Source organism: Lactococcus protaetiae, from assembly GCF_006965445.1.
Taxonomy (GTDB): domain Bacteria; phylum Bacillota; class Bacilli; order Lactobacillales; family Streptococcaceae; genus Lactococcus; species Lactococcus protaetiae.
Genome location: NZ_CP041356.1, coordinates 393,044 through 414,054, shown reverse-complemented (window position 1 = coordinate 414,054; position 21,011 = coordinate 393,044). Strand labels below are relative to the sequence as shown.

Below are 21,011 nucleotides of genomic sequence, written 5' to 3'. Positions count from 1 at the left end.
ATTTCTCCTAATTATTTTTTAGAATTAACTTTCTTTTTTGTCGTTTCTGATAGGGTGGAGTACAAAGTATTAAATTGCTCCTTAAATGATGCTGCTTCATCAAAAATATCTTCGCCATCATTGAGGGCTTTTACAGTGAGCCAACCGAGTGTTTCAGTAATTGTTGAGGCAACGGTGGGGTTGATTATTCCTCCTGTAACAGTTCCTGTAGTAGGAATCAATTTTAGAAGATTTCCGACTGCGCTTTTTCCTAACCCTACGACATACTAACTCTTTTGTTAGATTTTTGGTAAGTCCTTCTTACCATTTTTCACCAAAAATGATATATAGACGCGTCAGCATTGAAAGCTGGATTGATACAAGCAATACGGCATCTGAAAAAGGAATAGGAGAAAATCCAACGATTGCCGATGTGAGGCTCGCAAAATGAATTGTCTTATGACATTTTTTCGAATCTTGGGAGTCACATCAGTGAGAAAGGGCTCAAAAATTGAATCAAATTTTTGTGATTTCTCTTTCAAAAGTTTTTCTGCTTTTGTTTGTGCTTTTGAAAATGAATTTTTTATGATTTTAGAAGATTTAATTGGGAGAATATTTATGACATCATTAAAGTCGCCTTCCTCCTTGTCCATACTATCAATGTGTATGTCTGATAGAGAAAAAAATTTTCGTTGTTTTCGTTATTCATAATTTATTACCTAATTTAACAAATTAGTTGCCAGCAACTTGGTACTCGGGGGTGATAACAGTTTTAGAAAATGTTTTATCAGTGGTAAATTCAAATAATACTTTGGCACCTGCTTTCCAATTATCAGTATTGATATAAGTGCTATCTACAGTTACACCATTTGCATTAATTAGATTGACTTGGCCTGAAAAGCTAGATAAGTTCACTCCAGTGGTGTTTTCAACGGTAGCTTGATATTTTTTATAAGTATCGTCATATTGTTCAGGAATGTACTTAAAGTTGATGGCGTTTGTCATTGCAGTAACTTTTGTTTTTACTTCATCGGTTTGTTGCGCTTTTTGTCCATCTTTTTCAAGATTATCAAGATAAGACTGATACTTTTTACTTACTTTTAAATGATAACTCTCTTTAAATTGAACTAATAATTTTGTACGGGTATCGTATGCTGCACTCCATGCTTTTGCTCCATCCAAACTATCAAGCGAGTTGATTGATTTCTTAGAATCTTCTAACGCATTGTAATATTGAATAACTAAAGCTTGAAGTTTTGAATCTTTAAATTTTTTATCTTTGAGGGGTGAAATGTTTTCTAATTCTGCCTGAACAAATTTATGATAATATTCCTTTGTTTGTGCGGTTGATGGATCTTTAATTTTATCGTATTCATCTCCTAGTTTCCAACGATTTTCTAATCCTTGTGATAATGCAGTTATAAATTTTTTGTCAGCATATTTGGGAGTGGAGATTTTTGAAGGTGAGCTACATGAAGCGAGAATGAATAATGAGATAAGTAAGGTTATAGGTAAGATTAACAATCTTTTCATAAATTTTCTCCTAAAAATTAAATTTTATATTCGCTTTCATTATATCTTAAACAAATCTTGATATCAACTAAAAGACAAAAATCAGTCTTAAAGTTTCTTTTGTTTTGATAGGCTTATTCTGAGGTAGTAATATGGGAATGGAATATTTTGGGGATAAGTTGCGAGCTTTGAGACTTAAAAAAATGATGACGCAAAGTGACTTATCAACGAGGATTGGAGTCGTAAGTGCAACAATTTCTGCCTACGAGAAAAGTCGAAAGTACCCATCAGTTGAGGTGCTTATCCAACTTTGTCAGATTTTTGATGTTTCGGCTGACTATTTATTGGGTTTGTCTGACGACAAGGAGTTTAATACATCGTCTTTGACGGATGAGCAGCTTCAAATTGTGCTGCGTTTGATTAATGAATTTGAGCAGTTTAATGCTTTGAAAGAAAAATAAGACATTGCAGATTTTTGCAGTGTTTTTTTAGTGCAAGTTTTACATCGTCTATGGTGAAAGGAGAGTTTTATCATGGATACTAAAGATGTTGACTTGAGCGGTCTCACAGAATCTCAAATTCAAATTATTTTAGAGATTATTTCCTTGTTTAAACAGCTAAATCGCTCTGAATAATGTTTTAGACGATTTCATCTTTAACAGCGTTAGAAAACCTGACTGTTCAGGTTTTCTTTTTTAGATGGAATTTGTCTAAAATTCAATGAAAAAAATGTTATAATTATACTATGAAGCAGAGGACTTCGTGAAGCCAGTAAAATAACAAATGTAGAATAGAAAACAAGAAAACTAACCAAAAAACTAACCAAGCAAAGAATAATATGTAAATTTATAAAATAAAAAGGCACTAATCAAAAAAAGAACTAGTGGCTTTTTATTTTGTAAATTTGAAATATTAATTGTAAATAAAATGGGGTAAGCAGTTGCAAATCCCTTCTAAAAACTGTAAAATAAACTTAATTAGAATCACATGAAAACTTAAGGAGAATTTTACATAATGGGAACATCGAAACTAAGTTCTAACTCAATAGTAGCACAAGGAGCTATTTCTGAATTAGTGGGGATAGATACTAGTTCACATAAAAATAAGACCATAAGTTTAGGGTCAAGCAATATTGCTAGTATGAAGGCAGGGGAAAGCGTGTCTAATCAAATGCTCAATCTTGTTTCTGATTTCTCCTCGGTTATTCTTAAACAAGCTAAAAAATTTCCTGAACTTGCTCATAAAATTGAGGAACGAGATATTTCAGATGCGCAACAGTTCAAAAAGTAGAGAGTATTTATGGAAGCAAATGAGGAATGGGCAAAAACACTTGCAATATGGGCAGGACTTGACCCTAAAGAACACTTAAAAATATGGCGAGAAAATCAGCTAAAGGAAAATCAGAAACGAGCAGAACGGCAGAAAAATAGTAATCAAGAGAAACAGCCCAATGTTTCAACTTTTCGGAAAAAGCAAACGGTACAATTTGAGGCACTAGACTTTGGCACACGAAAAATTTCAAAAGATAAAAATGAGTTAGAACGTCTCGCTTATAATCAAAAAATTATGGCAAAAGAAAATCAAACTGATGATGTCATGCAATTGAAAAATCGCACGGTTGAAAGAAATCATAGATTAGAACAAGAGCGCTATCATCAATTAAGCCAAAATGAAGAATTATTATATCAAATATCAAAATTTAATCCTTCACAAGCTGAAAGAGAAAATGATGAATTGCAAGATGTTTTTTCACAGATTAAAAATATTAGTTTTCGTCAGGAAGAAGCACAGGAACAGTTCACTCAAAAAATGCGTCAAACTTTACAAGATGATATTGATAGATTAGGGGCAGAAAGGAATAAACTAGCATGGGATTGATTTATGATAGTGGTGAATCACACGAGTTGATTGAAGCGCTAAGTTCAAATATAACTATTTCTTACCAAATAACAAATGGAATGAGTAAAGGGAGTACGCATTTAATTTCAACACTAAACCGTGGGGAATTATCAGGAGTGGCTTATCATGCGGGCAAGAATCTTTTTGAAGCAGTGATTCACCCAACAATACTAAAAGTGAAACAGGCGATTGAGGATATAAAATCAGACCTTTCAGCTTATAAGTCGGCAGATAGCAGTATTAGTCACTATGGACATTTAGATATGGAGATTTTGCAACAACAGCATCGATTGATTCAAGAAACAATGCGTACTGTTGAAGAACAAATTCAACTTGACCAAGATTTTTCAGTTCAAATGTCTAATGTTTTGGGAGGGAATGTTCTTGAAAGTGTTCGAACGTTCAGTGAAGCACAGGCACTACAAGAACAATTGGAACGGTTAGAGCGATTGAAACAGGGTTATGAAGAGAAAATGAACGCATTAGAAAGCTTTTCAAGTATGACCGCCTCTCTTTTTTCAGATAGTCTAGCTGTTTTTCAATCTGCAATGCAGGGGATAAAAATGCTCAATGGAACGACTTTTGATAGTGGGGGCAATCCTAAATATCCAGTAGGCTCTAATTTGAATTGGTTGAGTACAATGAGAAATCAATCTCTTGATAACGGAACGAGTTATACGGATAGTAAAATAAAAAATAAATATAAAAATCGTTTAAGTGAATTAAAAGCAATTGAAAAATTAAGTTCAGAGATGGGAATTTCACTTGAAGAAGCTGAAAAACTTTATCTTACTTTCCAAAAATTAGGTAAAAATCAAAAAGAACTTGATAAACTTAAACAAACCTCAGAAGTGGTTAATGCTTATTTTTCAAAAATAAAAGAATATCCTAAAATACATGATAATGATAATATAGAGTTGATTACTGTTAGTTATGGAGAGCCAGATTCAGATAATGTGATTCGTTATGTTGTAAATACGACAACAAACAAATTAGTTTCAATTGAAGCAGGGAGCTCTATGAAGCACCTTTTAGGGTATGTTGCTGATCCAGATAGAATAATTGAAAATAATAAGAAAATGCCTAATCCTGAAGATGAAAACAATGGTTTACTTTATGCCAATAGATTCGCTAACGCTTTAACTCAATTTGGAGAAATCAATTCAACTTTGGAAACTACAACTATTAAGAAAAAAGGGAAAGAATATCTTGAAGAATTAGCTCGGTTAGAATCTGAAGCGAAAAAGAAACGTGAGATTGAGAATAAGCAAAATTCTTCTACAATGACAGATAATTCAGGGCAAGGACCTATATTTGCAGGAACAGGAGCACAGTAGATAAACAATGAGTTTTTTTAAAGATGGGGTTAATGATTTAACTAAAAAACAAACACATTACTATGTAAGAATAGATACCATGGTTGTTACAAGGTCTAGGTACTCTAAGAGTTATGAGGAAAAAAGAGCTTTGTTTTTAGCAAGAGATTCGATTAATTCTCACCAACATTTTGGTACAACTATGCGTATTTTGATTGCTAGACTTAGAGAGTTAGAAATGGAACAAAAAGAAGGATTGTCTCCACAGGTTAAAGAGCTTTTTGAAGATTTGAAGAAAGATTATGATTTTTGAATTTTCTTTTATGGTTGGTAGAAATAGGTTACTATGCGAACAGATACACATATTACTATAAGCCTTGAATATGAGGGGCGACAATTAGATTTAGTTATTCCTATTCAAGTAACAGTAAATCGCCTGATAGAATTACTTGATAATATGTTTCGTTCAAATCAAGTTTTTTTACCCCAAAATTGGAAACTTGACGTTAAAGGAAAACATCTTCATTTTGATGGAACGGACTTTTTAGCAGATTATCCTGTTGGGAATGGGGATGTATTTGTTATTGTTTGGGATTGAGATGATAATTAAATTAAGATAAAAACAGAATAATTGAATACCAAAAGTTTTGGTTTTTTAATGTTTGAAAGGAAAAGAAAGTAATGAATAATATTAAGAAAAAAGTTTATCGGAATACACCCGCTTATCAAATGATGGCATGGGGAGCATTTGCATTTTTTGTAGTTTTATTGTTGATTGGCTTATACGCATTAAAAGAGCCATTGATGGTTAAGGGGTATTACTTAATGGCTGCGGTTGGTTTGATTTCATCTTCTTTTACTGTGGCTAAAGTGGTAAGAGATAATCAAGAAGATGAAGAAAGATACAATAAGATGTTTCGAGATACGGATGCATCAGCCGATTAAGTATAAAAAGAATTGTTCAAAATTTAAGGAGAATTTATGACAAAAGAGGAGTGGAAACAAGCGTTTCGACAAATGAATGGTAGAGAGCCATCTGTTGAAGAATTTTTGAAGGCTAAAGAAAATGGCGAATTTGAATTTGAAGAAACGCTAGAAGATAAAACTGAAAATATTTCAAAGCTTGATGCTGTGAGCTTGAAACAAAGATTTGGTGGTAAAAATAAACAGTATATTATTTTAGCAGGTAGTATTGTTTTTATAATTGTTTTAATTATTGGCGTGTTTTCTTTTGTTAATAGCCGTCCTAAAAATATCATTACTAATATAGATGTAAAATATTCTGGTTATAATAAATTAGGAATTGCTGTATTATCAGAGAATTATAAAAATGAGATGGAAGCTATTATAGCTAAAAAAGTAGGTTATAGTAGTTCTGATGTGGATGCGGTAAAAAAAGGAAATGATGATGTTTTAACTGCTAATATTACTAAAATGGCTCAGTTAACGAAATATTTAGATGATACAGTAGTCAAATTAAGTAAAGATAATAACTTATCAAATGGCGATAAGATAACATTAAGTGTGACAACTAGCCTTAAAGATAATCCGATTAAATCAGCAAAAAAAGCATTGACAGTTTCAGGGTTAGAAAAATCAACAGTTTATAAGATTTCTGATATTATAAAAAAATATCCCATAAAAGTTATAGGATATAATCATTTTGGCTCACTCACTTACAATGATGAAATTTTTAATTTAAGTCAGACTACTGATTCATATTTAGCTGATGAGGGTGGAAAAAATTTAACAAATGGCGATTCTGTAAAAATGTATCTTTCTAATTCTTATGTGGCGGCATTAGCTAAGAAAGGATTTATTCTTTCAGGTAAAGGAGATACAACTATTAAAGTTTCAGGACTTTTAGATTCTCCCAAAATTTCAAACTTGAATGATTTACTTAGCCAAATTGATACTGTGGTAAGAAGTGATAAAAAGTCTGATGATTATGATACCTATACTATTACTCGACAAGAAAGTTATTTCATTGGGGAAAATATTCAAGATTCCAATTCAGAGGTTTTTCTGTGATTTCCATTTATAAAATTATTGATGATTCAAATTTTTTTGGTCAACATACGAAAACAACAAGTTATTATATTTATGGCTATAAAGGACTAGAATTAAATGGCGATAAGATAAATGTTGCATCATTAACGAAAGATGATGTATATGATGAGTATAGTTCTTATGATTCTATTCAGGCAGCTTTAGATAGTTTGAAATCGGATTATCCAAGCTTGGTTAAATTAAACTAAAAAATTAAAAAAATAAAAGACTTATGAAAATACAAATTTTATAGGTCTTTTTATTTTGTTCAAAAATTGCATTAAATATTGCTTTGTTGTTTCCGTAAATATTCATTCATGATAAGTTGCTCTAGTACACGATTTTTAGAAAAATGTGCATATTCTTGTTCAAAGAGAAGTTCGTTTATAGACAGATTTTGCAGAAACTTTAAGCAAGTTTGATAGTCTTCAATCACACCTCGACTTGTTTTGACAGGATAAAATTTGATAGTCGTTCGTTTGATATTCTTTTTATTGATTAGATTTTTAATTTTGTTTGTAGCTTTATAGTTATCATTTTTAAAATTTTCAACTAGATTAGAAGCTTCTTTGTAATCTAGTCTGATGATGTGATAAAGATAATTTAATATTCTATTGCGTAATGCAGTTTTGCTTATGTTAATTAATGCGCAAATTCTATTAAAAGAATAATTTCGAGTTAATAATGTTTCTAATTTTTCCGTAGGACAAAATAAAATTGAAGCGATAATATTTGCTTCATCTTCAAAAGGCATTAATTCATCAGGATAAATACCTGAAAATTTAGAAGCAAATATTCTTTTGTTTTGTTCTAAGTTATGAAAATGAAGATGGCAAAGTTCATGTAGTATTGTAAAAATAATACGAGGTAAGGGCATGGTTTGATTTATCAAAATTAAGATTCTGCCCTTGTTAGGAAATGTTGCACCAGATATACGATTAATTAAACTATTATCTACAAGTTTAAATTCTGCATTTGGTATTAAGTCTTTATATACAACCTGATTGTTTGAGTTGTCTGCTTCAAAAAAATTGAATTTTATATTATGTTGATTTTCAAAAAATATGATTATATCAGAGGGTAAAATTTTAGATTTTGAGATTTTTAATTGTATGGAAATTTGTTCAATAAGTTCATTTGCCATATTAAGACATCTGCTATAAGTGTTAGTATTAACGATTCTGTATTCGTATTTTTTCATAAAATCATCTTATTTTTTCCACTTAGAATCGTCATTTAAAGTATCTTTAGCATATTTCATAAGGTCTTTAAGTGCTTTATTAAATTGAATTTGTTCATCAGGGGTCATATCTTCTCTTTCCATGCGAAAAGCAGCGATAAGTTCGTTTTCTTCTTCTGTTAAAGGTTCATTATCTCGAGTATCTTTCTTTCCTAAAAGATAGTCTATGCTGACACCAAAGTATTCGGCTAATTTGGCTAACTTATCGCCCTGAGGAGTATATTTTTTAGAATTATATAATGTATTTTTTGAGAAACCTAAGTCATTTTCAATTTGATTTAGTGATTTTTTCTTTTCATTTGCTAGTGATTTTAGGCGTTCATAGAACATATTTTACTTTCTCCAAAAAAAATTAAAAAAATAGAAGTTTATACTTGACAAAAATTAGTAGTAGTATTAAAATGGTTTATGTAGTTAATAGTTCTATTAATTACATAAACGAAAATAAGCGGAAGCGCGCTTTGGCAACCTCCACTGAAATGTTAAATTAATAACCTAGACAATTATTATTTTAACATTTCTAAAGGAGAAAAGTCAATGTGTACTAAAAGTTTATTGAGATTCATAGCTTTATTCCAATTAAATAACCGGCGCTAGTGCCACTTATCCACTAGCTAGGGAGGAAGCAGTATGATGCGCCCCGATAGCGAAAGCCCAGACTGTTGTGAAATAGTCAGGAAAATACACGTTGTTAAGGGGAAGTCTGTCAAAAATCTTCATCTTCCCTTTAATTAATAGAATAAAATAGAGTTATAAAAGCAAAAGAATTGATAAAGGTCAATTCTTTTTTTTTTAATTTAAAGTGAGAATAAAGTAAAAACCAATCAATATTTATTTAGGAATAAAGATAACACTCATGAAAAGAGAGATACTTTCTAAAGTGCCTTTATTTTTAGAAAAATGGCGATAGGTTTTTTATGAGAAATTAGTTTAAGAAAAATAGATGATTCATCAGATAGTGGTTCAAATCCGCTATTTCTCTTAATTTTAAGATAATTATGTTGTTACTTTATGTTATAATAAAGTAACAATAGGAGCATTAAAGGAGTAAATTATGAATAAGAAAAGTACAGTTGCACTTGCGACTATTGCATTGCTATCAGTAGGTATGTTATCAGCGTGTGGTGGTTCTAAAGTTGAAAGTAAGAAAGATGAAACATCACAACTAGAGAAAAAGACAAACGATTTGAAAGAAAAAGCTAGAGTAGCGATACAAAAAGCTTATACTTCACGTAAAGATGAAGACATAAAAAGTGCTGAAACAGCGATTAAGAAATTGAGTGCTAAAAATCAAAAAATATATCAACCAGAAGTGGATAAATTGAAAAGTTTGCTCAATCAGTTGAAAGCAACTGACGGCTTAATTGCGATTGCCGAAAAATCTAAAAAAGAGGTTGATGTGACAAAGGCACAAAATGCAATCAATGCAGAAAAAGACAGCTACCTTGAAAAAGATAAAAAGTCACAACAAGCTCGGCTGGATAAAGTCAAACAAGCTATTTCTACTCAAAAAGTAAAAGTTGAAGCAGAGAAGAAAAAAGCAGAAGCAACAAAAGCAAGTACAGCTAATCAAACAACAAGTAGCACAACGGCTCAAAGTCAATCATCAAATACAAATTCAAATAGTAATCAAAGCTCAAATAATGCCAATTCTTCATACAATTCAGGGCAAAGTAATACAGGTGGAGCATCACAAGGTAATTCATCATCAAATGGTAATAACAATGCTGGGGAAACACTCAACAACCGACGACACCAGTAACACCTCCGTCTAGTTCTATACCAACACAACCCTCACAACCAACACCAGTATATAAGTATGTAGGCTGGGTTTCAGTTGATGGAGTGCGTAGATGGTCGCAAACATTTAATACTTTAGGAGAAGCTCAAGCTTACGCTACTTCAACAGCAAATTCAGAAGAAGCAACAAATTTGCTTCTTGCAGGTCATAGTATTAGATACGGTGTTGAACCCGTTCAAGTCAATTAATCACTCAAACAGTCTTTCAAAGGCTGTTTTTTTATTTGGAGATAAACAAATGACGACTATTGCAGAGCGACTTTCAGATTTAAGACATATGAATAATTTAACTCAAAATCAAGTATGTGATGCTTTGGGTTTGACTGAAAGAACATATATCAGATATGAAAAAGGACAGACAAAGCCAGATACAGAATTATTGATTCGTTTTTCTGAGTTTTATAACAAAAACTTATTTTGGATTCTAGGGCTTACTAAGCAAATGGAAATATTCAATTTTGTGATGGACGTTTTGGAGCAAAATGCAAAATATGGCGATTCAAATGGCTTACGTTCAAGAGCTTGCTTAGAATATATGGAACAATGTTTTGCTGTGAGAGGATAAAGAAATGAGACAACTTAATAAAACAGAAGAATTTGAGGAAAATCTTGAAATTTACAGAATGATATGCTCAACTTCTACAAATAAGAAGAAGATAAATTTTCAGAAAAAGCTACTTATGCGGTTATTTACCGACGGCTCTGTCAGCACTGACAAACTTGAGCTTGAAAAAGTCAAGAAACAGCGTGATATTTTAGTAGAAGCACTAAAAATCATCAAGGTTCATCACAGAAATGATTGGTCATTTTTCATTGATAACTACTTAGAAGAAATCGTAGGTATCGAAAGTGAATGATTTAGAAAATGCAACAACGCTTAAAGCATTGCGAGAGCTTGAAGAAGTCAAGAAAGAACGTGATGAATTAATTCATACATTAATTTATATAAGTGCTGCCGCAAACATTAATCAAAATATTGTTGAAGGAAATATTGCCGATAGTAAACTTGCTGAGTTAGCTAAAACTCAAAAAAACGCAGCTGATTATATCGAAAAAGTGACTGGAAGAAATATTGAAGATGTGCTGGCTGAAAATGAAGCACTTGCAGCGATTGAAGAGGGAAAGAAATGACAAAAGCTAAAGACAAAGAGACGACTTTGTATGTCATTAAGAGTACGATAAAGTTTTTAGAGGGATATTATACAGGAGAATCATTTATAGTTCAGGGAAGTAGATATGCGGTCTTTTCTGAAGTTAAAAGTATGGCTAAAGCTTATTCTAGTAGAAAACGTGCTGAAAATGCCTTAGAAAGCGTGTTGAATTGGGCAGAAAATATTTATGGGGAGGGTTTAATTTGTGTTGTTGAATTAAATAACTTGACCTGAATAAGTCATAAAAAGGTTTATTTACTCCTAATGATTGCTTTCTCATGATTGAGAGAGCAATTTTTTATTAGCGGAAAAAGGATTTCTCGGTTGAATAAAGTGAGTTCGATTCTCACGTTCCGCATAAGTGCGTATAAATTTAAGTGAAAGGAAAAAAGAAATGAAATTATCCTCACAATGCTTTCAAGCAGAAAAAGAGTGTAGGGAAATTTACGTCCGTTTTGAAACAAGTCGTTGTTTAGATTGGGATAACTCACAAGCATTACGTGAAGCTTATGATAAGGCTATGTTAAGGCTTAAACATTTAAAAGAGCTTTATCCTAACCTTTATAAGATTTATAAAACATATGAAATAAAAATCACTGGTTCATATAATAACGCAGTGATTTTTTTATGGAATGAAAGGAAAAACAAAAATTATGCCTAAAATCAAAACACAAGTAGAAGCTCTGAATTTAATATTAGATATTTCATGTGGAAAGTCAATTCCTTTACGGGTAGATATTGCGCTTTCAGAAGAAGAACTTGAAAAAAAGATTCCTGACCTTGATGATTTTGAGCGTTCAATTCAAGAAGCTATTAAAAAGCAGTATTTGTTAGAACGACTCGCTAAGGAAAGAGAAGACTGTCACCGATTGGTTGAAGAAGCCTTTGAACGTGGAAAAGAAAAGATTTTAGCGGGTGAGTAACAATGGGTAAAATTGCTAAGGAAGAAAGAGAAGTTCTAGCTCGTTCTGTGAAAAATTTATCGCAATGTCAGCGTAATTTGGAAGAACTCCAATTAAGAATTCAAGATGATAATGAAATTTCTGAAAGTTTTAAAAATAATGTTTCTACAGGACTTCTAATAGTTCATCTTGTCCAAGTGACTATTCTTGATGAATATGCGGTTGATTTTCCAAAATTATCAGCATTTCTAAAAGATAATAGTAATAACTTGTGATTTAAACTAATTGACCGAGATGTCAATAAATTAAAAAGCAGAAAAAGTTTTTTCTTCTGCTTGCTCTTAAAATAAACATCACTATCACTGATATTTTTATATTGAATAGTTATATTTTAAGAGTTCGAACTTATCTTTGTAGATGATTTTTTAAAGCTTGAATAGACAATTCAATAAAATCAAAGCATTCTTTTTGATGTTGTGTAATAACAATAGTTAGAAGGGCTGTTATTACACGGGTGATTAACCATTTCAATATTGAGATAGTCCACCAGAATATAGAAATAAGCAGTTCTATTATTCCATAAATCAAAAGTTCTAATCCCTCAAAGATAATTTCTAAAATGTCACTTACCATTTTGCTTTCCTCGTTTTCTAAGATTGCAAATAGTATATCCAAAGTTTTCGAGGTGAAGCAAAAGGTTTGTAACAATTTAAGTATACCACAAAGTAAAACCATTTGACCGCAAAGTCAATAAACTATAACTCTAAAAAAGAGAGGAAATATGCTAGAAAAAGTGAAAGATATACCACCAAAAATACTGTTAGTTAACGGTAATCAAAAACAATGGCTCCGAAATCACCCTGATTTTGGGGTTTTTCAGAACAAAAAAATAAATAGAAAAATGGAGAAATAAAACTATGTCAAATTCACTACCACGCTTCACACTTAAAGAAAACTTTTTTGGGAAAGCGGTACTTGTTGCAAATACATCACGGGCGCAGGTTGGAGGACGTAATACAGGAACAAAAGTAAAATATCCAGTGACTACTCAAACGGTGGGTCTTGCTGAAATCTATGTAACCGAAGCTAGACGTGCTGAAGAAGTTGAAATTGGAGAAGAAGTTACTTTCGGTCAAATCGTTATTCAGCCTTCTATCCGTTCAATTGATGAAGATAATCAATCAACATTTTTGACCTTTACACCATTGGCATCAAGTGCTAAAAAAGGAGATGCCGTTGACCCTGTGGCTTTTGTTAAGGGGCGTTCAGACGATTTTACTTCTAGTTTCAGAACAGGGAACGGGAATATTTCATCAATGATTGATATTGAGAAAACCTTTGGGGATTTCATTCTTATTTCTGTTGAACCTAAAATCTTTCGTGATGCAGAAGGTCAACCGACAGGTGAGATTGAAAAGTTTGTGATTCAAGCTCGCTCAACGTTGAATAATGAAATGTATTCAATTGATGTTTTGAACTTGGATTCGAACGTTCGAGAACTTCCTTTATTTACTCATTTCCAATTATCAGGTACAGTATCAGCAACACTTTATCGTGACCAAAGTCAGGTGGAGAATATTCGAGTTTCTCTCTCTCTTAAAGCTGATGACGTGAAAGCTGTCACTCCATCAAGTTCTCCTAAAGCAGAACCCGTTAAAGCCGAAGCTCCAAAACAACCAGAAAATGGAAACAACAATCAAAAAGGCAATCAAAATAAATAATGAGGGCTTTAAATGAAAAAATTATTTCCAAAAGGGCATCGAGTAAAAAACTTAGATAAACTTATTTTTCCTTTGCTTGTTTTTGTTATTGCGTTTCCTTTCTGCTTGCTGGCTGGGGGATTGGTTTGCTACTGTACCATAAATTTTATGGTCACTGGTTTCTTGTTGGTGGGGTTTCTATTGCCTATCTCTTAATTTCATCCTTTTTGATTTATAGATTGTATCAACTCTTTATCACTAAAGGGAGATGGTTCACAAAGCGCCGTAGAGAATTTATTTTGTGGCGCTTTATGATTCAAAATGGTTTTTATTATACGAAACGGATAAAAGGAGCAAATGGCTCTAGAGAAAAAATAAAATTACCCAAAGTATATTTGAAGCAAGATAAATTAACCATGTCAGCGAGTTTTCAACTAGAAGGGATAAAGTTTCAAGACCGCTTTTTAAAAATCGGTGGGCAATTAGAGACAGCCTTTTCAGCTGATATGATGAATCAGGTTAACGAAGGGGCATATATCACTTTTGAGTATGCGATTGATGCGATTAGAAGTCGTATCTCTGCAAAAGATGTTAGAGGTACGGTTAAAGAGGGAATTAAACTTGCTGAGGGAGTAATATGGGATTTTATTGAAAACCCACATTTATTAATTGCTGGCGGTACTGGTGGAGGGAAAACTGTTTTACTGCGTTCCTTGTTGGTCGGTTTGCTAAGAATTGGTCGGGTTGAAATTCTTGATCCTAAAGAAGCTGATTTTGTGAAATTGGCTGATTTAGAGGTTTTAAAAGACCGTGTCACATGGACGACTGAAACCATGGCTCAACGAATTGTAGATGCTCATGAGCGGATGCGGGCACGTTATGCGATAATGCGTGAGCGTTCAAATGCAAAGAATGAAACAGAATTAGAAGCATTTTACAAGTATGATTTAGCGCCTGAATTTATTTTAATTGATGAATATCCCTCTTTAGTGTCAGAGTTAGAAAATTTACCGAGAGATTCTAAAATTGATGCTTTTAAAGTCATGGGTGACTTGAAACAAATTTTCCTAAAAGGTCGTGGAGCTGGGATGTTCATTGTTATAGCGACACAAAATGTAAAAACAGATGACTTGCCTTCTACGCTTAAAGATAACATCATGTTTAGAATCACAGTAGGTCGTGTTTCAGGTTATACTTATGATTCTGTATTTGGAGAAGTTAACGCAAATAAGGCATTTAAGTATGTTGAAAAAGTTGACGGAAAAAAGGTCTATGGTCGAGGCTATGTGGCAGTTAATGGATTGCCAGCGAGAGAGTTTTTTGCTCCATTGTTGCCTAATTCTAAAGACTTTAGTTTTTACAATGATTTTAAGCAATTGTCTAGAATTGAGGATATTGAACAGCCAGTAGTAAAAGAAGTACGCTATTTGCAAAATGATTTGATTAATGAACTTTCAACTGATGAAAGGATGTTTAAGAAAATCAAGGGTTTATTAAAAGATTCGGGGGTCAATTTTACAGGAAAAGACTATTCGGAAAAAGAAAAGCGCCTATTTGTGCAAGTATTTGACAGGAAAAATAATGGGGAGGGAACGTTAAAAGAAATAATTGCTGAAGTGATGGTGGATTTCGGTTAAAAAGATTGGTACAGTCGTTTTGCCCGAGTGGCGACGAAACGACAGCGAGAGTAGAAAAGATTAGGGCTAGGAGTGGAAAGGGTGAAGTGACGAGCGGGGCGCGCGTTAGCGCGCTTAGCGAGTGCGAGCCCTAGACACCCTAGCACCTTTTCTACTCTCGAAAACTGGAGTGAGGAGTGCGAGGAAGAGCAAAACGCATAAGTGAGGGGGTGCTAACCCCCTCACGTTTACCCCAGTTTGTAAGACTAAGAGCGTATTATTTTGATATTAGAAGGTTGATTTAAAGGCATTTTAGTTTATTAGTTTTCATGAAAAACTGATGTATTATTTTGTTTGGCTACCAAATGAGCTACCAAAAAAGTTAAATTATTTCATTTAAAGATTATTTAATATTGTAACGATAATTTATTTTTAAAGAAAAATTTGATACAATTAAGCTTAGTATGTGCGGTATCAGATTAAATAATTGATTGAGAGATAGCTGTATGAAAAAGCGTAAAAATTGGGTCATATTAGGACTAATTATTTTAGTCTTGATAGTTGGAGTTGGAGGAAAAAAATGCATGGATAATCAAAAAGAATTATCAAACGAACGTGAAGCTGCTTTAGCTTTAAAAAAACAAGACTACAATGCGACAAAAGTTGTTTTTACAGGTAAAGGTGGACATTCAGGGGTTGGTTTACCGTGGACCATTGGTGCAAGTGTAACTGTTAAAGGCAAAGTATACCGTATGAACTTAAATAAAACAGGTATAGATTTTGCTTTAGATGGCTATGATTCAACTTTTCCATCATTTACAGGTTCTGATAAAATTGAAGTAGTTTATAGTAATGGGAAAAGTGAGGTACTTCAATGACAACAGCACAAGATTATAATGGTTTAGCACAAGAAGCTTATCAAGTTGATGCATCTGCAGTAGGAATTGTTTTACACAAAGGAGATACATTTTGGAAGAATGGTTCATCTTGGAAAGTTTTAAAAGCAGAAGACGATAAAAAGAATGGTTTTCAAGCTATGGCAGTAGCGCCAGTAGTGAACGGTCAAGTAGATAAAAATCAAGTTGTAATTGCTTATGCTGGTACAAATTCGTCTGATTTGAAAGATATTCTTGCTGATGTTAAAAATGTAGTGTACTCTATTAGTGACGGTCAATTAAAATCTGCGAGTAACTTTGCCCAGTCAGTCGCTAATAAATATCCTCAATCAAATATTTCTGTGACAGGGCATTCTTTGGGAGGCTTTTTAGCCTTAGCACAAGGAGCAGAACATCATTGGCAAACGGTAACTTTTAACGGTCCTGATCCTTACAGCGTTTTATCAGACCAGGCTAAAAAATGGTTGAGAGAAAATCCGAATAAGCTGACTAATTTTCTTAATAAAGATGATGTCATTGGTCAAGGGGGAGATGCTATCGGTCGTTTTAAGAGCGGTCAATTATTTATAGACCTTTATTTAGGCTGGCATGGGGGGACAGGCGCAGAGGTTGTCGTAAACTACGGCAACTTAGGGATAAATCCTTTAAATTATCACGCAATTACTGCATGGAAATTTGATTCTCTGGGCTATTTGATTGACGGAAAAGGAAATTATTACGGCATTGACGGAAAAGTTAAAGTTTCTAAAAGTGAAGCAAAAAAATTTGAAAAGACTCAAATTAAGAACGGTTATGAGTTGATTAGTGGCTTTAAAAAGCAATTGAGTTCAGGTGGTTTATCAGGTATTCAAAAAGTTTTTGTAGAAACGGAGCTGGTTCTTGCGACAGCTCAAACTATGCACGCAGAAATTTTTGTCCAAAAAGAAGAAGCCATAAGTAAAATTAATCGTTTAAAAAATGAGGCTAAAAATCAAGAAGAAGAAATGATATATAAAATCGTAGGAGCTTGTGGAAGTGTGATAGGTTACTTTGAAGCAAAAAATATTTATCTCTCTCTGGTAGGCTCTAAGCGAATTTATGAGAGTGATAAATATAAAAAGGCACTCAAAAAAATTGATAAGTATTTCGAACAACAAGAAAAAGTTGTTGAAGCCATGCAAAAATTTGCAGAAAACCATATTAGCCGAGATAAAGAACTAGCCACAATGTTTAGAGGAGTTTAATAATGATTTTTGGAATAGACGGTAATCAGATACAGTATGAACGAGGGTTAGAGAATGTTAGACGTTTAATGCCCCCACGTGTAGAACATGACCGTAGCATTTGTGAACAAAAATTTAAGCAAGAAATGGACAATATTTTGAACACTAGTAAAAATAAACTCCAGCACTTGAAAGAAGATTTTGAAACAGGTGCAAGTGGAAAGGGAGCAGATAAAATCAAAGAGGGATTTGACAATTCAATAGCTATCCGCTTTTAAATAGGGTACAGATGTAATAATAAAATAATTCATACAAAAAACACCATAAGTTATAAACTTATGGTGCTTTTTGTATTCTCGCCCCTGCGATAAGGGTCGAGCCAAAGGCTCGAAAATGTAGGTTATTCTCTATTTTTAAAATAAGAATCTATTAATTGTATTAATGCTTGTTTGTCTTCCCCTGTGGGATTGTTTTCTCTGATGATATTGAAAAGTTCATCAAGACTATCATCTCGCCCTGCAAGGTAGTCAGTACTAACGTTAAAAATTTCAGCTAATTGGTTTAAGCTCGCTATTTTAGGGGTTCTGACACCTCGCTCCCACTGTTGGTAGGTTTGGTAACTCGTACCTAGCTTATCAGCTACTTCTTTTTGTGTTAGTCGTTTTTCATGTCTTAGCGTTTTTAATCTGTCTTTTAACATAGTTCTCACTTGACAACACGCTCAAATGAGAGTATTATATAAATACATTCGTTTGAGAGTGTTTGGTTAATTTGATTTATTTTAGTAAATGTAAAGGAGGTGTTGCTTACTGAAAGTAAACGATGAAAACAACAATTAAATGCTCAAAAAGCATTTAATTGTATAACTATAACATCAATCAATTATAGCACGAAAGGGAAAAAAATAAAATGGCAGATAGAGATTTTGATTTAGAGGATTTACTTGGTGGTATGAATACCATTGCGACAGTAATGCTAGTCGGTCAAACATTGGATAGTGAGTTTTATAATAATCAAAGCAATATGAAGGACTTATTTTCTGGACTATGTGAAATGACAAGTTCTTATGCAACGACACTTCTTGAAAAAGGGGGTGAGTTTGGACTTGAACAAAGTAGAGTTAATGACAAAATTTATCAGTCCATTGATAGCTATAAGGAGGGATTGCGATTAAAAAAGTTTCGTGAGAGTGGAGAGGTTCATCCTGAAGCCGACACTAAAAAAGAAGTCAATGAATTATAGAGAACTTGCTGAAGCAATTGACCGCCCCTATAATACGGTGCGTAAATGGCGGGGAGAAATTGCACGGATTTCAGGAAATGACTTTCAACGTGTCCGGGTAAGAAATGGTCGAGGACGGAAAAATCGAACAACTTATAATTTTACAGATTTAGATGTGAAATGCTTTAAGGAGCTTGATAGATTGCTAAAAACTGGAAAAAATAAAGTTGAAGCAATTCATGAAGTCTTCGGTAATAAAGAAGTCGAAGAATTACAAAAGGAAAAAAGTGATTTTGACCGACTAGACCGAAAAGATATGGCATTACGTGCGCAAATCGTTGCCCTTTCTAAAAGGATACAAAGCCAAGAGAGTGAACTTGACACTCTGAAAGAAAAAATAAGTGACCTAACAAAACGACTTGAACCCCTTGAAAACAAAGGGATAATAAATAAATTTAAAAAGAAATGAGATTAATATTATGGCATTAAAAACAACAGATTTAACACTGAACAACTGGCAAGAAAACGAATATCAAGTGACACAGGTTAAAGAATGGACGGACTTTAACAATGATAGAGCACACTTGGGTTGGCAGTACGAAATTGTTCTTCCTCGACTTCGTTTTGAAAAAGTATTTGTAAAAGTTCCAGGAGATAATCCCCTTTTTACAAATGCTGATGTGATGGCGGCTGGAACTAAAACAGTGAAATTTGAACACTTGGACGTTAGTTTCTATGCTCGTACGTCAAAAGGTAGTGAGTTTGTAGAACTCTTGCTTTCAGGAAAAGCAGATAAAATCAACTTAGCTTTGAATAAAAAGGTGGACTAACAAATAAAAGCTGTTTCAGAGAGGGCGTTGTGGTCTGGGTCACTCGCCTAGCGCCCCAAAGGCGTCACGGGCGAGTGAACAGAAGCTCCGCTAACAAGGCACTCTCGATAGAAGACAGCTTTTATTTTGTTAGAAATAGATTAAATTGTATGAACAAAGGGGCTTTTTTTAAGTTTGCTGTAGATGTGCTTGTGTCATGTGTCAAAAGTGATTATTGTGTACTGGCAGACCCATAAACTCCGTCTGGGTCTGCCTGAAAGGCACAGGAAAAGAAAGAAAAAAATTGAGAAATTTTGACACAAGGGGTAAAAATAGGGTCAATTTGTGTCAAAAAAGGCAAAAAAGAGAGGAAAAACGTGGAAAATGAGGTAAAAGATGATGAAAACCTAAGAGGTAGAAATTGGTTTATTCAAGTAAATTATTACTATGAAACGCATAACAGTGAGGGTTTACAGGTTTCAAATGTTAGTCAAGAGGAGTGGAAAAATGGTTTGACACAACGGATTAAATCTATCATTTCTGAACGAGATAGCGTGGCTTGGATATTTCACAGTAAAGATATTTTGAAAGATGGTATGCCAAAACCGTTACATTGCCATATCTTGTTTATGTTTAAAAACGCAAGGTATCAAAATTCTTTGATGAAAGATTTTGGAATAACTCGTAAAGAGAATTGTAAACCAGTAAGAGCTAAAAGTTCAGTCGCAAGATACTTAACCCACCGAACAAGTCAAGCCATGGACGACGGAAAATATCAATATAATGTTGATGAAGTTCAAACGATAAACTGTGACTATACAGAACTAATAAAGCATACCACAGATAAAAAGCAAGAGCAAGCTAATTTAGATGAGTTTATCGCTTCATTAGATGTGGATATTCAAAACGGAAGATATTGGCGTGAAGCTCATCAAGCGTTAAAAGAAATGTATGGAGCAATACGAGGCGAAAAATACTGGCACACCTATAAAAAAAGATTTGAAGATGACTATAAAGAATATCTGTATTATAAAGCACGAGACTTTGAACGGCACGGAAGAGAATTAACAACGGTCTTTGCATGGTCTAAAGAAACCGGAGTAGGAAAATCTCAATTAATGGCTGCTATGGCATATGCTTTAACTGACCGTGTGCATAAAATTCCCCCTCATGGCAAAGGTAAAACCTATGATTTCGCAGGAATGTACGAAGGAGAGATAGCCTCTATTATGAATGAAGCCGAGGGGAAAGCTTTAGATAATAAAGAATTTTTAGGACTAGCGGATCGCTTTGAGTTTACGGCGGTGAATTCAAGAAATTTTGATAAGTATTGGCTCGCCTTGTTTCTATTCATTACAGCGACAGAATCTTATGATGAATTTGTAACAGCCTTACTTCCAAAATTTGATGAGAGTGATGATTTTGAGAAAAGACAGCTTAAACGTCGTGAAATTATGCGCCGATTGCCTTGGGAAATTGTCTGTACGAAAACAGGACGGTATCAAGCACGATATGAAATTAAAAAGCTGGACGAGCGAACGTATGAACGTTTTACAGTCGCTATCATTGATTGTGAAGATGTCCGTAAGGGAAGTGATGAAATCGCAAAGGCAGCCTTAAAAGCACTTGAAGTGATAGGGGCTGAAACAATGATTAAAACAGAGAAAGACTTTGCCTTTCTTAAAGAAAAAATAAAAGAAATTGAGGATTAAAAAAATG

33 protein-coding genes are annotated in these 21,011 nt (G+C 33.4%); 27 read left to right on the top strand and 6 right to left on the bottom strand.

The window, feature by feature from the left end; translation table 11 throughout:
• Positions 1–11 precede the first annotated feature (11 nt).
• On the bottom strand, positions 12–221 hold the full coding sequence (locus tag FLP15_RS12955; RefSeq protein WP_223804694.1) for a hypothetical protein: 210 nt from the start codon (positions 219–221) through the stop codon (positions 12–14).
• A 490-nt stretch (positions 222–711) separates the two neighbouring features.
• Complete coding sequence (locus tag FLP15_RS02095; protein WP_142765819.1) at positions 712–1,512, bottom strand: FxLYD domain-containing protein; 801 nt, start codon at positions 1,510–1,512, stop codon at positions 712–714.
• Between the two features lie 137 nt (positions 1,513–1,649).
• Between FLP15_RS02095 and FLP15_RS02090 the strand changes: the two genes are divergently transcribed.
• The 9 genes from FLP15_RS02090 to FLP15_RS02050 all read left to right on the top strand — a co-directional run bounded on the left by FLP15_RS02090 (position 1,650) and on the right by FLP15_RS02050 (position 6,964).
• A complete protein-coding gene (locus FLP15_RS02090; protein ID WP_223804693.1) occupies positions 1,650–1,952 on the top strand; it encodes a helix-turn-helix domain-containing protein in 303 nt (100 codons plus the stop codon).
• Between the two features lie 553 nt (positions 1,953–2,505).
• The gene (locus FLP15_RS02085; protein ID WP_142765817.1) at positions 2,506–2,781 is read left to right on the top strand and encodes a TIGR04197 family type VII secretion effector; all 276 of its coding nucleotides are present in this window, start codon (positions 2,506–2,508) and stop codon (positions 2,779–2,781) included.
• A gap of 9 nt (positions 2,782–2,790) precedes the next feature.
• On the top strand, positions 2,791–3,369 hold the full coding sequence (locus tag FLP15_RS02080) for a hypothetical protein (RefSeq protein ID WP_142765816.1): 579 nt from the start codon (positions 2,791–2,793) through the stop codon (positions 3,367–3,369).
• Positions 3,360–4,727, top strand: coding sequence for a hypothetical protein (locus FLP15_RS02075; protein WP_142765815.1), 1,368 nt, complete (start codon positions 3,360–3,362; stop codon positions 4,725–4,727). The genes FLP15_RS02080 and FLP15_RS02075 overlap by 10 nt, the downstream gene beginning before the upstream one ends.
• A 7-nt stretch (positions 4,728–4,734) precedes the next feature.
• Positions 4,735–5,019 (top strand): hypothetical protein, encoded by a 285-nt coding sequence (locus tag FLP15_RS02070; RefSeq protein WP_142765814.1) that lies wholly within the window; start codon positions 4,735–4,737, stop codon positions 5,017–5,019.
• Positions 5,020–5,052: 33 nt separating this feature from the next.
• The gene (locus tag FLP15_RS02065; RefSeq protein ID WP_120772709.1) at positions 5,053–5,304 is read left to right on the top strand and encodes an EsaB/YukD family protein; all 252 of its coding nucleotides are present in this window, start codon (positions 5,053–5,055) and stop codon (positions 5,302–5,304) included.
• A gap of 83 nt (positions 5,305–5,387) precedes the next feature.
• On the top strand, positions 5,388–5,651 hold the full coding sequence (locus FLP15_RS02060) for a YiaA/YiaB family inner membrane protein (RefSeq protein ID WP_142765813.1): 264 nt from the start codon (positions 5,388–5,390) through the stop codon (positions 5,649–5,651).
• A gap of 36 nt (positions 5,652–5,687) precedes the next feature.
• A complete protein-coding gene (locus FLP15_RS02055; protein WP_142765812.1) occupies positions 5,688–6,737 on the top strand; it encodes a synaptobrevin family protein in 1,050 nt (349 codons plus the stop codon).
• A complete protein-coding gene (locus FLP15_RS02050) occupies positions 6,734–6,964 on the top strand; it encodes a hypothetical protein (RefSeq protein ID WP_142765811.1) in 231 nt (76 codons plus the stop codon). The genes FLP15_RS02055 and FLP15_RS02050 overlap by 4 nt, the downstream gene beginning before the upstream one ends.
• Positions 6,965–7,035: 71 nt before the next feature.
• On the opposite strand, the gene FLP15_RS02045 is transcribed toward FLP15_RS02050, so the two are convergent.
• Together FLP15_RS02045 and FLP15_RS02040 are read right to left on the bottom strand one after the other, a co-directional pair.
• Positions 7,036–7,899 (bottom strand): ImmA/IrrE family metallo-endopeptidase, encoded by an 864-nt coding sequence (locus FLP15_RS02045; protein ID WP_223804692.1) that lies wholly within the window; start codon positions 7,897–7,899, stop codon positions 7,036–7,038.
• A 66-nt stretch (positions 7,900–7,965) separates the two neighbouring features.
• Positions 7,966–8,325, bottom strand: coding sequence for a helix-turn-helix domain-containing protein (locus FLP15_RS02040; protein WP_142765809.1), 360 nt, complete (start codon positions 8,323–8,325; stop codon positions 7,966–7,968).
• A gap of 724 nt (positions 8,326–9,049) precedes the next feature.
• On the opposite strand from FLP15_RS02040, the gene FLP15_RS02035 reads away from it, so the two are divergent.
• The 9 genes from FLP15_RS02035 to FLP15_RS02000 all read left to right on the top strand — a co-directional run bounded on the left by FLP15_RS02035 (position 9,050) and on the right by FLP15_RS02000 (position 12,123).
• Positions 9,050–9,757 carry a hypothetical protein gene (locus FLP15_RS02035; protein ID WP_142765808.1) on the top strand — a complete coding sequence of 236 codons (708 nt, stop codon included), beginning with the start codon at positions 9,050–9,052 and terminating at the stop codon, positions 9,755–9,757.
• A gap of 83 nt (positions 9,758–9,840) precedes the next feature.
• Entirely contained in the window at positions 9,841–9,984 is a 144-nt protein-coding gene (locus FLP15_RS12650; protein ID WP_190288327.1) for a hypothetical protein, read from the top strand.
• 49 nt (positions 9,985–10,033) lie between these two features.
• Positions 10,034–10,360: a helix-turn-helix transcriptional regulator gene (locus tag FLP15_RS02030; protein ID WP_142765807.1), complete on the top strand. Its 327-nt coding sequence runs from the start codon at positions 10,034–10,036 to the stop codon at positions 10,358–10,360.
• Positions 10,361–10,364: 4 nt separating this feature from the next.
• Complete coding sequence (locus FLP15_RS02025; protein ID WP_120772702.1) at positions 10,365–10,652, top strand: hypothetical protein; 288 nt, start codon at positions 10,365–10,367, stop codon at positions 10,650–10,652.
• The gene (locus tag FLP15_RS02020; protein WP_223804691.1) at positions 10,645–10,926 is read left to right on the top strand and encodes a hypothetical protein; all 282 of its coding nucleotides are present in this window, start codon (positions 10,645–10,647) and stop codon (positions 10,924–10,926) included. The genes FLP15_RS02025 and FLP15_RS02020 overlap by 8 nt, the downstream gene beginning before the upstream one ends.
• Entirely contained in the window at positions 10,923–11,180 is a 258-nt protein-coding gene (locus FLP15_RS02015; protein WP_120772701.1) for a hypothetical protein, read from the top strand. The genes FLP15_RS02020 and FLP15_RS02015 overlap by 4 nt, the downstream gene beginning before the upstream one ends.
• A 160-nt stretch (positions 11,181–11,340) precedes the next feature.
• The gene (locus tag FLP15_RS02010) at positions 11,341–11,607 is read left to right on the top strand and encodes a hypothetical protein (protein WP_120772700.1); all 267 of its coding nucleotides are present in this window, start codon (positions 11,341–11,343) and stop codon (positions 11,605–11,607) included.
• Positions 11,600–11,869 carry a hypothetical protein gene (locus FLP15_RS02005; RefSeq protein ID WP_120772699.1) on the top strand — a complete coding sequence of 90 codons (270 nt, stop codon included), beginning with the start codon at positions 11,600–11,602 and terminating at the stop codon, positions 11,867–11,869. Before FLP15_RS02010 ends, FLP15_RS02005 begins: the two co-directional genes overlap by 8 nt.
• Positions 11,870–11,871: 2 nt before the next feature.
• Complete coding sequence (locus tag FLP15_RS02000; protein ID WP_142765806.1) at positions 11,872–12,123, top strand: hypothetical protein; 252 nt, start codon at positions 11,872–11,874, stop codon at positions 12,121–12,123.
• A 130-nt stretch (positions 12,124–12,253) separates the two neighbouring features.
• Here FLP15_RS02000 and FLP15_RS01995 read toward each other — a convergent pair whose 3' ends face one another.
• Positions 12,254–12,481 (bottom strand): hypothetical protein, encoded by a 228-nt coding sequence (locus tag FLP15_RS01995; RefSeq protein WP_142765805.1) that lies wholly within the window; start codon positions 12,479–12,481, stop codon positions 12,254–12,256.
• 284 nt (positions 12,482–12,765) lie between these two features.
• On the opposite strand from FLP15_RS01995, the gene FLP15_RS01990 reads away from it, so the two are divergent.
• The 5 genes from FLP15_RS01990 to FLP15_RS01970 all read left to right on the top strand — a co-directional run bounded on the left by FLP15_RS01990 (position 12,766) and on the right by FLP15_RS01970 (position 17,540).
• Complete coding sequence (locus FLP15_RS01990) at positions 12,766–13,569, top strand: hypothetical protein (RefSeq protein WP_142765804.1); 804 nt, start codon at positions 12,766–12,768, stop codon at positions 13,567–13,569.
• Positions 13,570–13,694: 125 nt separating this feature from the next.
• Positions 13,695–15,185 (top strand): FtsK/SpoIIIE domain-containing protein, encoded by a 1,491-nt coding sequence (locus FLP15_RS01985; RefSeq protein WP_142765803.1) that lies wholly within the window; start codon positions 13,695–13,697, stop codon positions 15,183–15,185.
• Between the two features lie 485 nt (positions 15,186–15,670).
• Positions 15,671–16,042, top strand: coding sequence for a hypothetical protein (locus FLP15_RS01980; protein WP_142765802.1), 372 nt, complete (start codon positions 15,671–15,673; stop codon positions 16,040–16,042).
• Positions 16,039–17,283, top strand: coding sequence for a Tle-like phospholipase domain-containing protein (locus tag FLP15_RS01975; protein WP_142765801.1), 1,245 nt, complete (start codon positions 16,039–16,041; stop codon positions 17,281–17,283). The genes FLP15_RS01980 and FLP15_RS01975 overlap by 4 nt, the downstream gene beginning before the upstream one ends.
• A gap of 2 nt (positions 17,284–17,285) precedes the next feature.
• Positions 17,286–17,540, top strand: a complete 255-nt coding sequence (locus FLP15_RS01970; protein WP_142765800.1) for a hypothetical protein — start codon at positions 17,286–17,288, stop codon at positions 17,538–17,540.
• A 122-nt stretch (positions 17,541–17,662) separates the two neighbouring features.
• Here the strand turns inward: FLP15_RS01970 and FLP15_RS01965 are convergent, their stop codons facing one another.
• Entirely contained in the window at positions 17,663–17,962 is a 300-nt protein-coding gene (locus tag FLP15_RS01965) for a helix-turn-helix domain-containing protein (protein WP_142765799.1), read from the bottom strand.
• 209 nt (positions 17,963–18,171) lie between these two features.
• Here FLP15_RS01965 and FLP15_RS01960 point away from each other — a divergent pair, with 209 nt between their 5' ends.
• The 4 genes from FLP15_RS01960 to FLP15_RS01945 all read left to right on the top strand — a co-directional run bounded on the left by FLP15_RS01960 (position 18,172) and on the right by FLP15_RS01945 (position 21,004).
• Positions 18,172–18,504 (top strand): hypothetical protein, encoded by a 333-nt coding sequence (locus FLP15_RS01960; RefSeq protein WP_142765798.1) that lies wholly within the window; start codon positions 18,172–18,174, stop codon positions 18,502–18,504.
• Complete coding sequence (locus tag FLP15_RS01955; protein ID WP_142765797.1) at positions 18,494–18,952, top strand: hypothetical protein; 459 nt, start codon at positions 18,494–18,496, stop codon at positions 18,950–18,952. The genes FLP15_RS01960 and FLP15_RS01955 overlap by 11 nt, the downstream gene beginning before the upstream one ends.
• Before the next feature lie 10 nt (positions 18,953–18,962).
• Positions 18,963–19,313 (top strand): hypothetical protein, encoded by a 351-nt coding sequence (locus FLP15_RS01950; protein ID WP_142765796.1) that lies wholly within the window; start codon positions 18,963–18,965, stop codon positions 19,311–19,313.
• 356 nt (positions 19,314–19,669) lie between these two features.
• Positions 19,670–21,004: a Rep family protein gene (locus FLP15_RS01945; protein WP_142765795.1), complete on the top strand. Its 1,335-nt coding sequence runs from the start codon at positions 19,670–19,672 to the stop codon at positions 21,002–21,004.
• The last annotated feature ends 7 nt before the right edge of the window (positions 21,005–21,011 follow it).

Bases quoted from the DNA above. Each gene is read 5' to 3' on its own strand.
- FLP15_RS01995 (WP_142765805.1), bottom strand. From the start codon at position 12,481: ATGGTAAGTGACATTTTAGAAATTATCTTTGAGGGATTAGAACTTTTG.
- FLP15_RS02045 (WP_223804692.1), bottom strand. From the start codon at position 7,899: ATGGCAAATGAACTTATTGAACAAATTTCCATACAATTAAAAATCTCA.
- FLP15_RS01955 (WP_142765797.1), top strand. From the start codon at position 18,494: ATGAATTATAGAGAACTTGCTGAAGCAATTGACCGCCCCTATAATACG.
- FLP15_RS02095 (WP_142765819.1), bottom strand. From the start codon at position 1,512: ATGAAAAGATTGTTAATCTTACCTATAACCTTACTTATCTCATTATTC.
- FLP15_RS02055 (WP_142765812.1), top strand. From the start codon at position 5,688: ATGACAAAAGAGGAGTGGAAACAAGCGTTTCGACAAATGAATGGTAGA.
- FLP15_RS01975 (WP_142765801.1), top strand. From the start codon at position 16,039: ATGACAACAGCACAAGATTATAATGGTTTAGCACAAGAAGCTTATCAA.
- FLP15_RS01990 (WP_142765804.1), top strand. From the start codon at position 12,766: ATGTCAAATTCACTACCACGCTTCACACTTAAAGAAAACTTTTTTGGG.
- FLP15_RS02085 (WP_142765817.1), top strand. From the start codon at position 2,506: ATGGGAACATCGAAACTAAGTTCTAACTCAATAGTAGCACAAGGAGCT.
- FLP15_RS01980 (WP_142765802.1), top strand. From the start codon at position 15,671: ATGAAAAAGCGTAAAAATTGGGTCATATTAGGACTAATTATTTTAGTC.
- FLP15_RS01970 (WP_142765800.1), top strand. From the start codon at position 17,286: ATGATTTTTGGAATAGACGGTAATCAGATACAGTATGAACGAGGGTTA.
- FLP15_RS02040 (WP_142765809.1), bottom strand. From the start codon at position 8,325: ATGTTCTATGAACGCCTAAAATCACTAGCAAATGAAAAGAAAAAATCA.
- FLP15_RS02080 (WP_142765816.1), top strand. From the start codon at position 2,791: ATGGAAGCAAATGAGGAATGGGCAAAAACACTTGCAATATGGGCAGGA.
- FLP15_RS02060 (WP_142765813.1), top strand. From the start codon at position 5,388: ATGAATAATATTAAGAAAAAAGTTTATCGGAATACACCCGCTTATCAA.
- FLP15_RS02030 (WP_142765807.1), top strand. From the start codon at position 10,034: ATGACGACTATTGCAGAGCGACTTTCAGATTTAAGACATATGAATAAT.
- FLP15_RS02005 (WP_120772699.1), top strand. From the start codon at position 11,600: ATGCCTAAAATCAAAACACAAGTAGAAGCTCTGAATTTAATATTAGAT.
- FLP15_RS01950 (WP_142765796.1), top strand. From the start codon at position 18,963: ATGGCATTAAAAACAACAGATTTAACACTGAACAACTGGCAAGAAAAC.
- FLP15_RS02025 (WP_120772702.1), top strand. From the start codon at position 10,365: ATGAGACAACTTAATAAAACAGAAGAATTTGAGGAAAATCTTGAAATT.
- FLP15_RS02070 (WP_142765814.1), top strand. From the start codon at position 4,735: ATGAGTTTTTTTAAAGATGGGGTTAATGATTTAACTAAAAAACAAACA.
- FLP15_RS01960 (WP_142765798.1), top strand. From the start codon at position 18,172: ATGGCAGATAGAGATTTTGATTTAGAGGATTTACTTGGTGGTATGAAT.
- FLP15_RS02010 (WP_120772700.1), top strand. From the start codon at position 11,341: ATGAAATTATCCTCACAATGCTTTCAAGCAGAAAAAGAGTGTAGGGAA.
- FLP15_RS02065 (WP_120772709.1), top strand. From the start codon at position 5,053: ATGCGAACAGATACACATATTACTATAAGCCTTGAATATGAGGGGCGA.
- FLP15_RS01965 (WP_142765799.1), bottom strand. From the start codon at position 17,962: ATGTTAAAAGACAGATTAAAAACGCTAAGACATGAAAAACGACTAACA.
- FLP15_RS02075 (WP_142765815.1), top strand. From the start codon at position 3,360: ATGGGATTGATTTATGATAGTGGTGAATCACACGAGTTGATTGAAGCG.
- FLP15_RS02015 (WP_120772701.1), top strand. From the start codon at position 10,923: ATGACAAAAGCTAAAGACAAAGAGACGACTTTGTATGTCATTAAGAGT.
- FLP15_RS02000 (WP_142765806.1), top strand. From the start codon at position 11,872: ATGGGTAAAATTGCTAAGGAAGAAAGAGAAGTTCTAGCTCGTTCTGTG.
- FLP15_RS02035 (WP_142765808.1), top strand. From the start codon at position 9,050: ATGAATAAGAAAAGTACAGTTGCACTTGCGACTATTGCATTGCTATCA.
- FLP15_RS02090 (WP_223804693.1), top strand. From the start codon at position 1,650: ATGGAATATTTTGGGGATAAGTTGCGAGCTTTGAGACTTAAAAAAATG.